The sequence below is a fragment of the Butyrivibrio sp. AE2005 genome (genome assembly GCF_000686965.1).
Lineage (GTDB): Bacteria > Bacillota > Clostridia > Lachnospirales > Lachnospiraceae > Butyrivibrio > Butyrivibrio hungatei_A.
This window is the reverse complement of sequence record NZ_JMMD01000006.1, coordinates 1-16,259: the sequence shown is the minus strand read 5'-3', so window position 1 is coordinate 16,259 and position 16,259 is coordinate 1. Positions and strand designations below refer to the sequence as shown.

Annotated in this window: 20 protein-coding genes and 1 pseudogene; 19 read left to right on the top strand and 2 right to left on the bottom strand. The window is 40.0% G+C overall.

Translation table 11 applies throughout. The features are described from left to right. The first annotated feature begins 5 nt into the window (after positions 1 to 5). The 14 genes and pseudogenes from DL92_RS0106815 to DL92_RS18500 all read left to right on the top strand — a co-directional run bounded on the left by DL92_RS0106815 (position 6) and on the right by DL92_RS18500 (position 11,337). On the top strand, positions 6 to 707 hold the full coding sequence (locus DL92_RS0106815) for a response regulator transcription factor (protein ID WP_026656384.1): 702 nt from the start codon (positions 6 to 8) through the stop codon (positions 705 to 707). Then, positions 708 to 2,144 (top strand): sensor histidine kinase, encoded by a 1,437-nt coding sequence (locus DL92_RS0106810; RefSeq protein WP_026656385.1) that lies wholly within the window; start codon positions 708 to 710, stop codon positions 2,142 to 2,144. Positions 2,145 to 2,153: 9 nt separating this feature from the next. Beyond that, entirely contained in the window at positions 2,154 to 2,645 is a 492-nt protein-coding gene (trmL, locus tag DL92_RS0106805; RefSeq protein ID WP_026667266.1) for a tRNA (uridine(34)/cytosine(34)/5-carboxymethylaminomethyluridine(34)-2'-O)-methyltransferase TrmL, read from the top strand. 15 nt (positions 2,646 to 2,660) lie between these two features. Next, positions 2,661 to 4,244, top strand: coding sequence for a 23S rRNA (uracil(1939)-C(5))-methyltransferase RlmD (gene rlmD / locus DL92_RS18515; RefSeq protein ID WP_081816846.1), 1,584 nt, complete (start codon positions 2,661 to 2,663; stop codon positions 4,242 to 4,244). After that, a complete protein-coding gene (locus DL92_RS0106795) occupies positions 4,237 to 4,716 on the top strand; it encodes a GNAT family N-acetyltransferase (RefSeq protein ID WP_026667265.1) in 480 nt (159 codons plus the stop codon). Before rlmD ends, DL92_RS0106795 begins: the two co-directional genes overlap by 8 nt. A 71-nt stretch (positions 4,717 to 4,787) precedes the next feature. Further along, positions 4,788 to 4,994: a helix-turn-helix domain-containing protein gene (locus tag DL92_RS0106790; protein ID WP_026667264.1), complete on the top strand. Its 207-nt coding sequence runs from the start codon at positions 4,788 to 4,790 to the stop codon at positions 4,992 to 4,994. Continuing rightward, entirely contained in the window at positions 4,991 to 5,515 is a 525-nt protein-coding gene (locus DL92_RS18510; protein ID WP_081816845.1) for a virulence RhuM family protein, read from the top strand. Before DL92_RS0106790 ends, DL92_RS18510 begins: the two co-directional genes overlap by 4 nt. Then, on the top strand, positions 5,496 to 5,639 hold the full coding sequence (locus DL92_RS20680; RefSeq protein WP_081811920.1) for an acetyltransferase: 144 nt from the start codon (positions 5,496 to 5,498) through the stop codon (positions 5,637 to 5,639). Before DL92_RS18510 ends, DL92_RS20680 begins: the two co-directional genes overlap by 20 nt. Positions 5,640 to 6,013: 374 nt before the next feature. Next, positions 6,014 to 6,091: pseudogene (locus DL92_RS21785) on the top strand (GNAT family N-acetyltransferase); the annotation flags it as partial. 9 nt (positions 6,092 to 6,100) lie between these two features. Then, on the top strand, positions 6,101 to 6,505 hold the full coding sequence (locus DL92_RS0106775; protein ID WP_026656389.1) for a GNAT family N-acetyltransferase: 405 nt from the start codon (positions 6,101 to 6,103) through the stop codon (positions 6,503 to 6,505). 148 nt (positions 6,506 to 6,653) lie between these two features. Then, a complete protein-coding gene (locus DL92_RS0106770; protein ID WP_026667263.1) occupies positions 6,654 to 7,652 on the top strand; it encodes a sensor histidine kinase in 999 nt (332 codons plus the stop codon). Between the two features lie 113 nt (positions 7,653 to 7,765). Continuing rightward, complete coding sequence (locus DL92_RS0106765; protein ID WP_026656391.1) at positions 7,766 to 8,461, top strand: ABC transporter ATP-binding protein; 696 nt, start codon at positions 7,766 to 7,768, stop codon at positions 8,459 to 8,461. Continuing rightward, complete coding sequence (locus DL92_RS0106760) at positions 8,458 to 11,031, top strand: ABC transporter permease (RefSeq protein ID WP_026667262.1); 2,574 nt, start codon at positions 8,458 to 8,460, stop codon at positions 11,029 to 11,031. Before DL92_RS0106765 ends, DL92_RS0106760 begins: the two co-directional genes overlap by 4 nt. A gap of 15 nt (positions 11,032 to 11,046) precedes the next feature. Next, entirely contained in the window at positions 11,047 to 11,337 is a 291-nt protein-coding gene (locus tag DL92_RS18500; RefSeq protein ID WP_051625249.1) for a hypothetical protein, read from the top strand. Positions 11,338 to 11,452: 115 nt separating this feature from the next. On the opposite strand, the gene DL92_RS0106750 is transcribed toward DL92_RS18500, so the two are convergent. Continuing rightward, on the bottom strand, positions 11,453 to 11,977 hold the full coding sequence (locus DL92_RS0106750; protein ID WP_026667261.1) for a hypothetical protein: 525 nt from the start codon (positions 11,975 to 11,977) through the stop codon (positions 11,453 to 11,455). A 325-nt stretch (positions 11,978 to 12,302) separates the two neighbouring features. Between DL92_RS0106750 and DL92_RS0106745 the strand changes: the two genes are divergently transcribed. Both DL92_RS0106745 and DL92_RS0106740 read left to right on the top strand, forming a co-directional pair. Then, positions 12,303 to 13,199 (top strand): LysR family transcriptional regulator, encoded by an 897-nt coding sequence (locus DL92_RS0106745; RefSeq protein WP_026667260.1) that lies wholly within the window; start codon positions 12,303 to 12,305, stop codon positions 13,197 to 13,199. Next, the gene (locus DL92_RS0106740; protein ID WP_034462134.1) at positions 13,186 to 13,728 is read left to right on the top strand and encodes a hypothetical protein; all 543 of its coding nucleotides are present in this window, start codon (positions 13,186 to 13,188) and stop codon (positions 13,726 to 13,728) included. The genes DL92_RS0106745 and DL92_RS0106740 overlap by 14 nt, the downstream gene beginning before the upstream one ends. 105 nt (positions 13,729 to 13,833) lie before the next feature. Here DL92_RS0106740 and DL92_RS20155 read toward each other — a convergent pair whose 3' ends face one another. Beyond that, on the bottom strand, positions 13,834 to 14,721 hold the full coding sequence (locus DL92_RS20155) for a helix-turn-helix domain-containing protein (protein WP_051625248.1): 888 nt from the start codon (positions 14,719 to 14,721) through the stop codon (positions 13,834 to 13,836). A gap of 223 nt (positions 14,722 to 14,944) precedes the next feature. Here DL92_RS20155 and DL92_RS0106730 point away from each other — a divergent pair, with 223 nt between their 5' ends. From DL92_RS0106730 to DL92_RS18490, 3 genes are all read left to right on the top strand, one after another. Beyond that, on the top strand, positions 14,945 to 15,214 hold the full coding sequence (locus DL92_RS0106730) for an autorepressor SdpR family transcription factor (RefSeq protein ID WP_026656397.1): 270 nt from the start codon (positions 14,945 to 14,947) through the stop codon (positions 15,212 to 15,214). Next, positions 15,211 to 15,903 (top strand): SdpI family protein, encoded by a 693-nt coding sequence (locus DL92_RS0106725; RefSeq protein ID WP_026667259.1) that lies wholly within the window; start codon positions 15,211 to 15,213, stop codon positions 15,901 to 15,903. Before DL92_RS0106730 ends, DL92_RS0106725 begins: the two co-directional genes overlap by 4 nt. Before the next feature lie 191 nt (positions 15,904 to 16,094). After that, on the top strand, positions 16,095 to 16,259 hold a 165-nt coding region (locus DL92_RS18490; protein WP_034468629.1), incomplete at its 3' end, for an IS200/IS605 family transposase.

Here is a 16,259-nt window from a genome sequence, read left to right as displayed (position 1 = left end):
AGGATATGGTTAGTAAACAGAAAATTCTGATAGTAGATGATGATAATAATATTGCGGAGCTCATTTCGTTATATCTTGTAAAAGAGTGTTTTGAAACAAGAATATGTAACGACGGTGAGTCTGCGATAAATGCTTTTGACAGTTTCAAGCCCAATCTGGTGCTTCTTGACCTGATGCTTCCGGGAATAGACGGATATCAGGTGTGCAGAGAGCTCAGGGCAACTTCGCAGGTTCCGATAATCATGCTTTCCGCAAAAGGAGAGGTTTTTGATAAGGTTCTGGGACTTGAGATGGGTGCGGACGACTATATGGAAAAGCCGTTTGATTCAAAAGAACTTGTCGCAAGAGTTAAGGCGGTTCTTAGAAGATACAAACCGCAGACGCAGGAGACCACAGAGTCGGACGACAAGGTTGTGAGATATCCTAACCTTGAGATCAATATGACCAATTATTCTGTGACATACATGGGAGAAAGAGTCGATATGCCGCCGAAGGAAATGGAACTTTTGTATTTCCTTGCCGCTTCGCCGAACCATGTTTTTACAAGAGAGCAGCTTCTTGATCAGATCTGGGGATATGAGTACGTCGGTGACACAAGAACGGTTGATGTGCATATCAAAAGACTCAGAGAGAAGATCAATGACCATGATAACTGGAGAATAGCAACGATCTGGGGAATCGGTTACAAATTTGAGGTGCAACAGTAAATGAAACGGACACTTTATTTAAAGTTTCTTTTAGCATATTTGCTGTTTGGTATTTTCGGATTTATTGTTGTGGCGACATTTGTGTACAGCATGACTTTTGAGCGTTTGAGGCGTGATAAGGCCGACAACATGTACCGCGTCGCAACGCAGATAGCAAATACATACGCGGCGGATCTTTATACAAATATGGCTTCGCTTGAGACGGTTCATCAGCAGCTGGTGTCTTTGTCCATGTACATGGATAAATCTGTAATCTGGATAGTTAACCCTTCGGGAAGACTTGTGCTTGATTCTTCAAGGGTTTTTAAGCAGAACGAGGAAATTGCGATAAAGGACTTTGATCCGACGGTTATCGGAAATTCTTATTACACGATAGGAGATTTCTGGGGACAGTTAAGCGAGGAAAACTTAAGCGTTTTTGCTCCTATAACGGCTAACTGGAAGGTTCAGGCATATGTTGTTATTCATGAACCTTTGTCGGAAATAAAGGCGTCGGCGAATGCGTTTCTTGATATTTCGTATCTGATGCTGCTTGTGTTATTTCTTTTGTCCCTGATAATCCTTATCTTCTTCACTGAGCTTGTGTATATGCCGCTTAGGAAGATCACGACCGCGACCGAGCAGTACGCGGTGGGAAATATGAGCTACGAGTTCTCTGTTGAGTCAGAGGATGAGATGGGATATCTTGCGGCTTCGCTTTCATATATGGCGGGTGAGATAGCAAGGCAGGAGGACGATCAGAGGAAATTCATCGCCAATGTTTCGCATGATTTCAGATCGCCGCTTACGTCCATAAAAGGGTATCTTGTTGCAATGCAGGACGGAACGATACCGCCTGAGATGCATGACAGATATCTGGGAATAGTTATCAACGAAACGGACAGACTTACCAAGCTCACAAACGAGATGCTTACTCTTAACAATCTGAATACAACGGGGATGCTTCTTGATAAGAGCGATTTTGACATAAACAGCATTATCAGGACGGTTGCGGAGTCTTTCGAAGGAACATGCCTTAACAAGAATATCGCGATCAATCTGGTGCTCACAGATGACAAGATGCTTGTAAGTGCGGATATGAGCAAGATACAGCAGGTTCTTTACAATCTTGTTGATAACGCGATCAAGTTCAGCAATAAGAATTCTGCGATTAAGATCGAGACTACAGAGAAGCACAGCAAGGTATTTGTTTCCGTAAAAGACAGCGGAATAGGAATCCCGAAGGACGATCAGAAGCTTATTTTCGACAGATTCTACAAATCGGATCTTTCGAGAGGTAAGGATAAGAAGGGCACGGGCCTTGGCCTTGCCATTGTAAAAGAGATAATCAAAGCACACGAAGAAAATATAAATGTCATCAGTACAGAGGGCGTCGGAACGGAATTTATCTTTTCCCTTCCGAAGGCAAAATCCATGGATGCGGATGACGAGGAGTAATAGAAAGATATGCATATAGTTTTACATCAGCCGGAGATACCGCAGAATACAGGAAATATCGGAAGGACATGTGTTGCTACGGGAACTTCGCTGCATCTTATAGAGCCGCTTGGATTCAGGCTCAATGAAAAAGAGCTAAAGCGCGCGGGAATGGACTACTGGGAAAGACTCGACGTTACAAGGTACATGGACTTTAATGATTTCAAGGAAAAGCACCCCAGGGCAAAGATCTGGATGGCTACCACAAAGGCAAAGCGCTCTTATACCGAGGTCTCTTTTGGCATGGATGATTTCATCATGTTTGGAAAAGAGAGCGCCGGAATTCCTGAGGAGATTCTTGTGGAGAACGAGGAGAACTGTATCAGGATTCCTATGGGAAATGATATCAGATCTTTGAATCTGTCCAATTCTGTGGCGATTGTTTTGTACGAGGCGCTGAGACAGAATGATTTTGAGGGGCTTGAGAAAGAAGGCGAACTTCACAGGCTTCACTGGAAGTAACATCAGGTGGGATATATGAGTGGTAAAAAGGAAATTGCGACTGCGGGTTACAAGAAGGATGATATCCTGACAGTCGATATAACCGATATTGGGAATGATGGAGAGGGCATAGGCAAAATAAATGGCTATACCCTTTTTATTAAGGACGCAGTTATCGGAGATAAAGTTAAAGCGAAGATAATGAAGGCGAAGAAGAACTATGCTTATGCGCATCTTGAAGAGGTTCTTGAGCCTTCGGAGCATCGTATAACGCCGAAGTGTCCCGTGGCGAGGCAGTGCGGCGGATGTCAGATTCAGAGCATGTCTTATGAGAGACAGCTTGAATTCAAGCAGAACAAGGTAAGAAACAATATCGTAAGACTCGGCGGATTTGACGCGGAGTTTGTTGATAGTGTGATGAAGCCTATCATCGGAATGGATGAGCCTTGGGAATACAGAAATAAAGCGCAGTTTCCTGTCGGTTGTGACAAAGAGGGCAAGGTTGTTACAGGCTTTTATGCCGGTAGATCGCACAATATCATTCCTATGACATCCTGCTGTATAGGTGTAAAAGAAAATGAAGAGATCATGGAGATTGTAAGGTCTCATATGATCGATAATCATGTGCGCCCATATGATGAAGTGTCGGGAAAAGGGCTTGTTCGCCATGTGCTTATCAGAAAAGGCTTTGCAAGCGGCGAGATAATGGTGTGTCTTGTTATCAATTATCGCGCGGCTTCAGGCGCTTCGAAGAAAGCGAAGGCAGGGGCAGGTGGTGCGCAGGTTGAGTATATCGGCGGACAAAAGGCGCTTGTCGAGAAGCTTTCTAAAGTTAAGGGCATGAGCAGTATCTCAGTCAGTATCAATACGGAGAAGACCAATGTTATCATGGGGCTTGAAGTTCATACTATCTGGGGAAAAGATACAATAAGTGATACTTTGTGCGGACTTAAATTCGAGATATCGCCGCTTTCTTTTTATCAGGTTAACCCTGTGCAGACAAAGAAATTGTATGAGCAGGCGATTGAATATGCTTCGCTTACGGGAAAAGAAACTGTGTGGGATCTATACTGCGGAATAGGAACCATTACTTTGTCTATGGCAAAGACTGCAGGCAGAGTCTACGGTATCGAGGTTATTCCCGAAGCAATCGAGGATGCAAAGCGAAATGCCGAGCGAAACGGAATATCTAATGCAGAGTTCTACTGCGGCAAAGCTGAAGAAGTCCTTCCTGAGTTTTATGAGAAAAAGAGAAAGACTGTATCCGGCGGAGACGACGGCTCCAGCCTTCATCCCGATGTGATCGTAGTCGATCCGCCAAGAAAAGGCTGCGACTTGGTCTGCCTTGAAACAATGCTTAAGATGCAGCCTGAGAGGATTGTGTACGTAAGTTGCGACTCCGCAACACTCGCAAGAGATCTTCGCATTCTTGCAGACGGCGGGTATGAGATAAAAGCAATTCGTCCCTGCGATATGTTTCCTTGGACTGTGCATGTGGAAAGCTGTGTGCTCCTTGAGCGTGTGAGCAACCGAAAAGCAGATTTCTATGTGAAACTGAATGTGAAGATGGAGGATTACTATCGGATTAAAGACTCGAAAGGCGGTGAAGTGGATGGATAAGGAAAGTATTATATACGATACGGCAACAATAAGCGATATTCCGGAACTTGTAAGGCTTAGAATTCTATATATGACAGATGATTTTGGCTCATTAACCGATGAAGAAAGAGAAGGTATGGAAAAACAGCTTCCGGGATATTTTGAGAGAGAACTTGGGAAAAAGCTGATTGCGTTTGTAGCAAGAGCAGAGGGCAGGCTTGTTGCTGCGGCTTATCTGTTGATTATCGAGAAGCCGGCAAATCCATTTTTTCTAAATGGATTGGATTCAGAAGTTCTAAGCGTATACACAGAAGAAGAATACCGTGGTAAAGGAATCTGTACGAGCCTTATGAGCAATATGATTGAATATGCCAAAGAGCATCAGATATGCCGCATTGATCTGGTAGCAACGGATGAAGGATATCCTATATATAAAAAACTGGGGTTTGAAGATAAGGTTCAGAAGTATACAGATATGCGATTAAAACTTTAGGATCCACGCATTGCGATAACTAGCGTTACGTGATATACTACGATCACAAGCACGCAATGCGAGGTGATAATATGGATATAGCCAAATCGATAAGAGACTTGAGAGAAAGCACAGGGATGTCACGTAAAGAGTTTTCAGAGCATACGGGTATCCCTGTTCGTACATTGGAAGACTGGGAGGCGGGGCGAAGAACTCCTCCGGAGTATATTCCGAGGCTTATTGCCTATCAGTTGAAATATGAAGAACTGATGAAGGTAAAGGGGGAGAAACTTTTATGAGAGATTTTGATAAGCAGATGGAAATGGTTCTCTATCATTCCGATGAAGGGGATGTTTCTGTTGATGCATATATTAAAGATGAAAGTATCTGGATAACACAGAAGGCGATGGCAGAGCTTTTTGGTGTCAAAGTGCCTGACATATCGAAGCACCTTTCGAATATATACGATGAAGGTGAATTGGTGAAGGAGGCAACTATTTCCAAAATGGAAATAGTTCAAAGAGAAGGAAACAGAGATGTAAAGAGAACGCCGGTTTTCTATAATCTGGACGCAATTATTTCTGTTGGATATCGTGTAAATTCAATTAAAGCAACTAAATTTCGCATCTGGGCAACTACCGTTCTTAAGGAATACATGACAAAAGGTTTTGTTCTGGATGACGACCGTCTGAAGCAAGGGAAAACTGCTTTCGGAAAAGATTACTTCCGCGAGTTATTGGAGCGTGTTCGTTCAATCCGAGCCAGCGAACGGCGTATCTGGCAGCAGATTACAGATATTTTTGCTGAGTGTAGCATTTAAAAAGAATGAAAAAGGCAATGCTTTTTGGGAATCACAGGGATTTACGCTTCGTGACGACTTGAATTACAGAAACAAAGCGCTTGCTGAGATGGTCAGAATCGATCCTGATTATTTGAATGATTGATATGAACCGAAGGCAGATAAGTAATAATCAGTAGTTGCTATTGTGATGGAAATTCGGTTGCTCAGTCGGACGACAGTCGAAACTGTATGTTTATTGTCCAAACTTCATGAGGCTAAGCATCATATCAACGTAAAGGTAGATATGGACGAGCTTGATCTCACAAGTGCAGAGGCTAAGGCGACGTACAAAGAGATTGTGGAGTGGGTGCAAGAACACTATGGATTTCATGTGACAAATCTGAAGATAGCAGACAGCCGAGATGCCCGGAATATAATTATATTAGTATTTACGCGTGCTTATAGCATTGTATACAATATCTTTGTTGTGACAATCTGGATAAACAGATGTCGCATAGGAGGTAATCATGAGAATGCGAGGCGACAGAAATGGGGCGACCTCTATATGAGAAATATGGTTTTGTTAAGATGGAATCTGAAATGGAACTGATTTAGGAGGCAACGTTGGACATCAAATATACAGATAAACATGATTTTACTAAAAATGAATTGGAAGAATTATTTCTTTCAGTTAACTGGTCATCAGGTCATTATCCGGAGAAATTATGTATCGCAATGAAAAATTTTAACACTGTTTTTTCTGCATATGACGGGGATAAGCTTGTCGGAATGGTATGTGCTATGGATGATGGAATAATGAATGCATATGTGCATTATCTGTTGGTGAATCCTGAATACCATAATCAAAAGATTGGCAGAACACTGATCGATATGATTAAAGAGAAGTATCATAGCTATCTAAGAATTGCTGTAATTGCTTATGACAAAGAAATGCATTTTTACCAAAACTGCGGGTTTGAGAAAAGTGATGATGCTTCGCCAATGTTTATAACTTCTCTATGGACATAAGAAATGCACTACTAAATTCTTGCATCCTATGTTATCGGTGCGGTAGTGTATTACATCAGTTTTTTTGTAGAAATAAAAAAAGCTAACAAATTTTTTTCGGGCTTAGAATGAATATAGAGAGTCGTACAGCGATTGGGAGGCATTTGATATGCTGAAAAATAAAGAAATCAGATATATTATCTGTGCAGCAGCTGTATTTACAGTTGTTGCGTCTTTATGCGGATATGTTTTATGTGGCATAACCGCTTTTATTTTATTGGTGATATTGGGGATTGCTTTGGGGAGCGGATTTATTTTTTTCACAAAACGCAGGTATAACGATATAGACAAACTCAATTCGTACTTGGTAAGAGTTCTTGCGGGAGATGAAACAGTGGGAATCCTCGATCAGGAAGAAGGAGAGCTGTCGCTTCTTAAAACGAACATCTATAAAACCACGTCTACGCTCAGCTACCAGAAAGATCTTTTGGCAAAAGACAAAGTGGCGCTGGCAGATGCCATTGCGGATATAAGTCATCAGTTAAAAACTCCGCTTACGTCCATGATAGTAATGAACGATCTGCTCAAAATTGAGGATGATAAGAATAAGCGCGATGAATTTCTTACGACACAATCAAATCAGTTGGATAGGATGAACTGGCTGATCCAGACTCTTTTAAAGCTATCTAAGATCGATGCCGGAACAATAATCATGAAGCCTGAAGAAACAGAAGTCGACGAACTTATCAGAGAAGTCATAAAACCTTTTGAGATACAGATGGAGCTTAAGAATATAAGCTATACACACGACGTTTTTAATATGTCTGTTAAGTGCGATAAAAACTGGACCATAGAAGCCATTCAGAATATTGTGAAAAACTGCATCGAACATATGGAGAGCGGCGGCATGCTTTCAATAAAAACATCCGACACAAACATCTATAAGGAGATATCCGTTGAAGATACGGGCTGCGGAATAGCGGAAGAAGATCTGCCGCATGTTTTTGAACGTTTCTATAAAGGGAAAAATGCAGGAAAAGACAGTGTTGGCATAGGACTTGCTCTTGCAAAGACAATCATTACGGGACAGCGCGGAGATATTGTTGTAGAAAGTACTGAAGGCGTGGGAACGAGGTTCTGTTTGAGATTTTACAAAACACTTATCTAAAATGACAAATCTGTAATTGTATAGTCACTTGATTGTAAGATGGAAGCTATATTCTATTCTCATGAATAAGATATTCGACATGTTTTTTGCATGAGAAGGGAGACAAAAGAAAAATGAACATTCTGGAAATCAGAAACCTTTGTAAAGTATATGGAACAGGGGAGACAAGAGTTGACGCTCTTAAAGATGTCTCTTTTGATATAGAGCAGGGAGAGTTTGTGGCAATAGTAGGACCTTCCGGTTCAGGAAAATCAACACTTCTTCACATCCTTGGAGGAGTGGATGTTCCTACATCGGGTACTTGCACTATCGCAGGGACAGATATCGGCAAGCTTGATGAGACCAAGCTTGCAATCTTTCGCAGAAGAAATATAGGTCTTATCTATCAGTTTTATAATCTTATTCCTATCCTGAACGTAGAAGAGAATATGACACTTCCAATTTTACTGGATGGAAAAAAGGCTGATAAAAAGCTTCTTAACGATCTGGTTGAAAAGCTTGGATTAAAAGAAAGATTATCTCATCTTCCGAATCAGCTCTCAGGAGGCCAGCAACAGAGAGTGTCTATAGGAAGGGCGCTTATGAATCATCCTGCGCTGCTTCTTGCTGATGAGCCTACAGGTAACCTGGATTCAGAGAACAGTAAGGAAATCATAGCACTGCTTCGCAAGTTCAATAAAGAAAATAATCAGACTGTTATCATCATAACTCATGATGAGAGAATAGCTCTTTCTGCTGACAGAGTCATCACGATCGAAGATGGTAAGATCACACGCGACAGTAAGAAGGAAGGGGTGATGGTGTCATGAATATTATATCAACCCTGACATTAAGACACCTTCTTGGAAACAAGAAAAGATCCATCGTTACAATTCTTGGAATTGCAGCATCTACGGCACTTATAAGTGCTATTGTTCTGGGCGTTTTTTCTTTCTTTAAGTTCTTTGGGCTTCTGGCAATACAGACAGAAGGAAATGTACATGCGCGGTTTAGTGAGATTACGCATGAGCAGTATGTTTCTTTGAAAGAAGATAAAAGGATAGCTTCGGTAGGAATTTGTGATGCAGAAGAAAAAATAACCGGCGTCAGACTTTTAAATGATAAAGAAGACAGATTCCGAATTGGAAATATCGATCATGTGGATAATGGCTATTTATCCATGGGAGTAGTAGCGGATTATGACGGAGTGCTCCCTAAAAATTCTTCTGAAATAGCGGTTGAAGAGCAGTTTCTAATTGATAATGGCCTGGATGATCTTAAGATAGGTGATTCTCTTACCTTTGATCAGGGATACAGGTATATTGATAACGGGCTTGAAGATTTTGCTTATCTGGCAGGTAATTACAGGTCGGACGAACAGTTTAAGGCTGAGTCAACAGAAACCTGTACAGTAACAGCAATTCTTCATGGGAACAGGCCGACCGGTAATTGGGACATTCTGCGAGGAATGGATGATGACTATTTTCCTGAAAAAGCTCAAGTGCTGATTTTACTTAAGAAATGCGATCATACAGCGATTAAGCAACTTAACAGCATTACAGCAGAATATGGAATCGACAAGTGTGAATATAATACAGAGTATCTAATTAGTTGCTTTGCGTTTGAAGACAGTAGCGGTTCATACAAGGCATTTTTTGCCATGATGGCTGTTGCCCTTGCAATAGTCATAGCTACATCAATTATCTTAATATTCAATTCCATAGGAATGTCCCTCACAGAGAGAATGCGCTATCTTGGAATGCTGGCAAGTGTCGGAGCTACATCTAAGCAAAAGAGATTTTCAATATACTACGAGGGAATTGTTCTAGGTGGAATAGGGATCCCTTTAGGGCTTTTGCTTGGCTATATCGGTACGAAGATGACTTTGGCGGTTCTTGGAAAAAAGATACTCGAGGCGGATTTACTGGCCGGTGCTGAAGGTATGAGCGGTGGCATTCCTGTAGTATGCAATCACTATGTAATAGCTGCCATCGTATTTTTTGCGGCACTCACAATATTTGTTTCATCATTTATTCCGGCAATCAAGGCGTCAAAAGTTATGCCGATTGAAGCTCTGCGCCAAAACAATGTGGTGAAAGTTAAAGCAAGGAGCCTTCGCGTAAATCCCTTGATAGGAAAAATCTTTGGATATGAAGGCGAGCTGGCTTACAAAAACTTAAAAAGGAACGGTGTAAAAGGTAAAGTTATAACCGCAACCTTAGCGGTTTCAGTAATTTTGTTCCTGACAACAAACTTTTTTTGCAATTCCTTAGCAAGAGCCAATAAGTTTGAAATCGATATCCCTTATCAGATCGTGGCATCATGTTCGCTTTCGGAGAGTGACAGGCTTCGAAGTGACATTAGCAAGATAGAGGGAGTAGATAATGTGTACAGTGCAAGTATGATCCAGTTTTGGTTTAATAAAGCTCCGGATTCAACCACCGAGCTTGCCAATACAGATATTGCAGATCCAAAATTTCTTTTACCCGGATTTGCGGATATAAGCCTCGCTGGAATGGCAGTATGCATAGTGGATGATAAGGACTTTGACAGGATACTTGAAGATAATGGCCTGGATAAAAGTGCTTACTATGGCGATACATTGCGCGGAGTGTTGTTAAATGATTTTTTTCACGAGAGAAAGTCCAGTGAAGTATTTAATGACGGGATAATAGGGCAGGTCCTTCACTACGATAATGCGATGGGGAATCCTCCGGCCATAGAGATTTCGGGATTAGTCAAATATGACGAAAACAATCGCATTTTAAACCTGGCACCTAAGAATGGCATTGAGGTGTTTGTACCCGCATCCATGTACTATGACAAGGCAAAAGAAGTGCTTCCCGAAGATAAGCTTACGGTTGATCTGGGGGTTGAAACCTCGAAGCATAAAGAAGTCCATGACAAGATATATTCTATTTTGGAAAATTATGGATATCACAACTATTATTGCGCTGATATTGCGGATTCATTACAGATATTTGATACGGTCACGCTTATACTGAAAACTGCAATGTATGGCTTTACGATTCTCCTTACGCTTATTGCGATTGCAAATATAGTAAATACGATTTCAACCGGAATGCTTCTTAGGAGAAAAGAGTTTGCCATGTATAAGTCGGTGGGCCTTGAAAATAGCGGATTTAAGAAGATGATAAGACTAGAAACACTTCTTTACGGAATTAGGGCACTTATACTGGGAATTCCGATATCTCTTTTGCTGAGCTATCTTATGTATAGCACGTTTAATTCGAATCTGTTCATTTTTAATCCGGATCCGGTCATGTATGGCGCGGTTACGGCTTCGGTATTTGGAATTCTTGGAATCAGCATGGCGCTTAGTGTAAACAAGATTAAGAACGACAATATCATTGAGGTTCTTAAAGAGGATGCTGTGTAAAGAGTGAGGCATGATATGATACGACTTGAAAAAGTGAATGGAAAAAATGTTTGGGATCTTTTGAAATTACAAGTTTCGGAAGATCAGAAAAGTTTTGTGGCATCTAATGATGTTAGTATTATCGAGGCTTATACGGCGATAATAGGAAATGGATATGGAAAAGAAGCTGTAAAGCTGGCATTAGAGTTTATAAGAACGTATCCGTGCGGCGAGGCAGAGTATTGCTGGCTTTTGTATGAGCCAGAGAATACAGTGGCTTCAAAGAAAACGGAGATAAGGACGGCGAAGAGCTTATTGCAATATTAAAATTGTGAAAAAACATAGATATTCCGATATGTGTATATGTAAGTCAGTTCCACTCAGAAGAAAAAGAATTCTTTTGAGTGGAACTTTTTTTAAAAAGAAGCAGGATGAGATTGATTTATAGAGATAAATTGCTTTTGCGATATCGCCCAAACAAAATACCGTCGTCAACAAATTGATCTGTTTCTGAGACCCACATGGGGAATTTTTCAGTAGCTACAGCAGTTTGTCCATTAAGCATTCCGGTATGGAAGGACAGGTGCCTGTATTGGCGAAGTACAAGTTCCATACGAGTATAGATGCAGTTTTCCGGTTTTTCATAGAGCATATTATCCGTAAGGGAATCCAGATAATTCATGGTTTTCTTTTCTATCAGATCAAGATATGACAGGAGCTGGGCATCGGATAAAATAACGCTTGTCGGATTTTCGGGATTGTCCATTCCGTTTTCGTGGAAGATAGGCTCTTCGTAAACGAATGGATTGATAAACCATTTGTCGGCTGAGTGAAGAGCGTGATATGCCCATCTCCAGCAAGGAGCTCCGCAGCATAGGGCGTCTCTGTCATAGGTACGTATGGAAGTGCGAATATTTAAAAAGTTTGGCTTTACTGTATCTTTAATTATTTTACATAGTTCATTCATAAGAAAACCTCCTTGCGCTTAATTGGATATGACCGTATAATATCATTGGATTTGATATCAGTAAAATTGAAATAAATAATTATATAATTCAAATATATTGAATGATTGGAAATGTATAGCATTAATAGTAATAAATGAAAAAGGACAAAGAGTAATTCAGATTGAAACAATCATGTAATAGACATAAAAAAAGAAACGTAGTACCCCGCATAGGTATTAAACCGTACGGCACAAAACCACATTTCTATGATGCTACATTATAACGAAGTATCATATGTGTCAAGGAGTATATATTCTCGTAAATTATTTAATATGGAGATTGAGTATGACAATTACACAGTTAAGTACTTTTTTGAAAATATCAGAAATGAAAAGTTTTTCTGCGGCGGCAAGTAGCCTGGGGTATGCGCAGTCTACTGTTACAACGCAGATTAAGCAGTTGGAGGATGAACTGGGATGTGTGTTGTTTGAGCGTCTTGGGAAAACTATTTCAATCACTTCGTCGGGGGAACGTCTAATAGCATATGCAGAGAAGATGCTTCAGTTAGAGAGAGAAATTCGTCTTGATGTAACAGATGAAGAAAATCCTGCAGGCGTATTGAAATTGGGCGTATCTGAGTCTCTTTGTGTAAGTAGATTCCCACGAATTTTGATGGAGTATACCAAGAATAATCCACGAACAGAAATTAGGATACAGTTTGTTACACATGATGATATTCCCGAGCTTCTTCAGAAGGGAGAGCTTGATATGGTATATACTCTAAACCCGCTAATTGAGGATGAAAGGGTTAAAATTCTGCATAAGAAACGGGAAAGTCTGGGCTTTTACGCATCACCAACAAATCCTGTTGTAGATAAAACTATTCGAGAAAAAGATCTAAAGAATGTTCCGCTTTTATTGACTGGGCATAACTGTAATTTTAGACATATGTTGATTTCTGATCTTGATAGGCATGAAATTTCTCCGAATATAGTTCTGGAAACAAGCAGTAAAGAAATATTGAAACAATTTGCAATCAACGGATTAGGCGTAGCGTTTATACCGGATATTACTTCGGAAAATGAAATAAAAACAGGCAAACTCAAGCGTCTTACGTGGAAGGGAGAAGATTTTCCCATATATTCACAGGTTTTAATCCATAAGGATAAAAAACAGAACAAAGCAATAAAAGCTTTGGCTGAAATTATTATGAGAGATAAGGAAAATTATGGGGAAAAGTAGTAGAGAAAGAAACGTGTCTGTAATAAAGGATGCAAATGGAAACAACATTGTTGTAATAAATGACATTATTTTTAAAGGGAAAAGGTCAATTGATTGGGATTATGTTGAAGAGTATTTAAAGGATCATGTTGGAGATGTTTATAAAAATGCAGAGATAAACGACGTTGTTTATTTTGGCAAAGATCTTCCAGATGAATATGCGCACTCAGAGTATTCCAATTCTTTGAAAGGTGCTTATGCCAAAGCAAAAGCTAATGCAGCGCAGGGGCTTGGTGAGATGATTGAAATTGCCTTTAATGGCTGTTATACAGAAAATAAGAAACGGAAGCATGCAATTGATGCAGCTAAAGGTTGGTATCGTTTTGAATCACGATTTGCATTACCTGTTTATGAAGATAATGGTGAAATTGAAAGATACAATGTTTTCCATATTTATCTGATTATTAGACACGATCAAAATGGTAAGAAGTATCTTTATGATCTTATAAACATAAAAAAAGAAACGAGCAACCCGCTTGGCTGTCGATAGCGACACGTACGGTAAAAAACCCATTTCTTGATTCATATCTTAAAGAAGTTAGACTTAATTGTCAACATAAAAAATAATAGTTACATAAATATAGGCGGGTTTCGATTATAAAAAATGATTATTAGATGCTCTCACTATGGAAATAAATATCTTTGAAATCCCTGTAGCAATAGTTACAATCGCGGTTCTAATGATAAGATCTTTTATCATACCTTGGAAAGTGTTCATGTTATGCATACAATCTCCGTATAACGTAGTAAGATAAATTGCGGCGATGGAAATAAACCATCCCCAATGGACAGCTTCGTCATGCTTTTCGTATCTATACATTTGGATGATCAGTAATATCAGGTTTACAGTGAACGTTATTACTAAGATGTTATTCATAAATGGCCCTATTGATGATGGATCTATTCCGAAAGGGATTGAGCCATTTGCGGTCTTTAGCATAATAATCCACGCTGATAAAACGCTGCCCAAAAGAGTTAGCGTTGAAAGTAGCTTTGAAATTGTGGAAAACTTATTTAAATTGTCATGTGATTGTTGATTTGAGAAGTAGACGATCACTACCGTGATAAATGTAATTACCATAAATAGTACATATTCCCAAGTAGGTTTACTGTCAAAGATAAAGCTGTTATTTCCTAGCGCCGAAAATCCGGATAATATGCAACAAAGAAGGGGCACGATTTGTAAACAGTGCCTGATATTTTTTCTTTTATTCTCGCGTTGTTGAAGCTTTGCGGCTCTGACAATCTCAATCAATGCAGCTTCATCGTGTTCGTCTTTGATTCCGGTAACAATTTCTTGAATTCGTAGATCAAGAGTAGTTGCCAGGTTTTCCAACAATCCAACATCAGGAAAACTTTCTCCTTTTTCCCATCTCGAAACAGCTTTGTTACTGACGCCAAGTAAATCGCCTAACTCACTTTGTGTATAGTTCTTTTTTATTCTTGCTTCTTTGATTAGAGTACCGGTTTTCATTTTATCCATGTGTACCGCCTCCCTTTTGCACTTTAAGTGTATCAGTCGGAATGGCGATTATCAATCTATCGTAACGAGAACGTTGTTATATTGATGCTGGGAGCGGACGGAAGATCTGTTGCTGGTATTTAAAAAATATTTTAAATAGCTCTTGACGAAGAGATGGCGTGGTCATACTATTGCTATAGTATTTAAAAAAATTTTTAAATAGCATGTGAGAGTGAGTATATTTATGGGTGAAACAAATATATTTAAGGTGCTTGCCGATAAGCAGCGTCGAGATATTCTTGTGATGCTAAAGGATGGCAGGATGAATGCCGGAGAGATTGCGGAAAAGCTTGAAATAACGCCGGCAGCTCTGTCTTATCACCTAAAACTCCTTAAAAGTGCTGACCTCATCATGGAATATAAGCAGAAAAATTTTATCTATTATGAGATCAACGCAACAGTATTTGAGGAGCTGATTTTGTGGATTGGACAGTTTGGAGGTGGAAAGCGATGAAAAAACTAATGTGGAGTATTTCTCTTTTTTCTTTAATCGGAACAGCTGTTGCGATTCAGTTTATTCCTGAAAGAGTTCCGATGCATTATGATGCGGCCGGAAATGTTACACGGTGGGGCTCTAAGAATGAAAACTTCATCTTTCCGATTATGATTCTGTTTATGTCTCTTATCTGGGCAATATGTATTGGTTATTATGAGAAAAAGGCTTTAAAAAACACTGATGAAAAAGAATGCGCTGAAGCAAAATCTAACGCTAAAGTAATCAGTTATGTTGGTGTTGGAATGGCTTTAATGTATGCGGTAATGCAGGGATTTATCTTGTATGGAGAATATAAAGGGGCTATCTTAGGAGCGACGAAACAAGTGGTTGATATCGGGAAAGTGACAGTAATAATGATGGGGCTGCTATTTATTTGGCTGGGAAATGCCATGCCCAAAACGCGAATCAACGGGACGGTCGGTGTTAGGATAAGCTGGAGCATGTATAATGACACTACTTGGAGAAAGAGTAATCATTTCGGTGGTGTAGCATTTGTTGTTGCCGGAGTTCTTACGATTATCACTTCATTTATAGTACAGAACTCGTCCGTTGCAACGGCGATTTCGGTGGGATATGTAAGCGTAGCAGCTGTCGCAAGCTTTGCCTATGCGTATAAAGTATATAAAGCTGAAAAGAGAGAAAACTAATTCAATTAAAAAGACGAGCCCTACGCGAAAATGCCTGAAATCCACGTAGGGCTCTTTTGTTGTGTAGCATCTTTAATAAAACCCCCTGCTATGCAGGGGGACAACAGCTGCTTCAGCTTACAGTAAAAAACCTCCCGTGCTAGAATTACTACGGTTCGCCAACCAAAGTAAAGCACAGGAGGTAGTCCAAAATGGACATGAATAGTTTATCACACACTAGATGGGAGTGTAAGTATCACATAGTATTTGCACCTAAGTTCAGGAGAAAGGTTGCGTATGGTCAGATCAAGCAGGACATTGCAAATATTCTCAGTACATTATGCAAGAGGAAAGGTGTAGAGATAATAGAGGCAGAA